Raw genomic sequence first — 695 nt, forward strand, 5'->3', positions numbered from 1 at the left:
ATGACTCCAACATCAACCATCGTTCCAATAGCAATAGCGATTCCAGATAATGCGACAATATTGGCATCTATACCAAATGCTTTCATGGCTATAAATACCATAAGTACAGCTAGAGGTAACAACCCTGAAATCAAAATAGACGCTCTTAGGTTAAATACCATAATGATGATAACCAGTATGGTAATTAAAATCTCCAGAGCAAGTGCCTCATTCAAAGTCCCTAAAGTCTCTTTGATCAAATCTGTTCTGTCGTAAAAAGGAACAACTGTAACTTGTGATACTCGACCATCTTTTAATGTTTTACTAGGCAATCCTGCACTTAACTCATTCAGTTTTTCTTTTACATTATTAATAACTTCTAAAGGGTTTGCTCCATATCTGGCAACTACTACACCGCCTACAACTTCTGCTCCCTCTTTGTCAAGAATTCCTCTTCTTGCAGCTGGACCTAATGAAACATTTGCTATGTCTTTTATCTTGATAGAGGTAAATTCCTCAGAGCTTACAACGGCTTCTTCTATATCTTTTATGGATTTGATATATCCAAGTCCACGGACTAAATATTCTGCTTGATTAATCTCTAATGTCTGTGCTCCAATATCTTTATTACTCTGCTTAACTGCCTTAACCACATGATGCAAGCCAATATTATATTGTCTCATTAGCTCTGGGTTAATATCAATCTGGTATTCCTG

At 36.4% G+C, this 695-nt stretch carries 1 protein-coding gene; it reads right to left on the minus strand.

Translation table 11 applies throughout. The features are described from left to right. The coding region (locus AAON49_RS00065) for an efflux RND transporter permease subunit (protein ID WP_349551727.1) at window positions 1–695 on the minus strand (695 nt) is incomplete at both ends.

This window comes from Pseudotenacibaculum sp. MALMAid0570 (assembly GCF_040151415.1).
GTDB lineage: Bacteria > Bacteroidota > Bacteroidia > Flavobacteriales > Flavobacteriaceae > Polaribacter.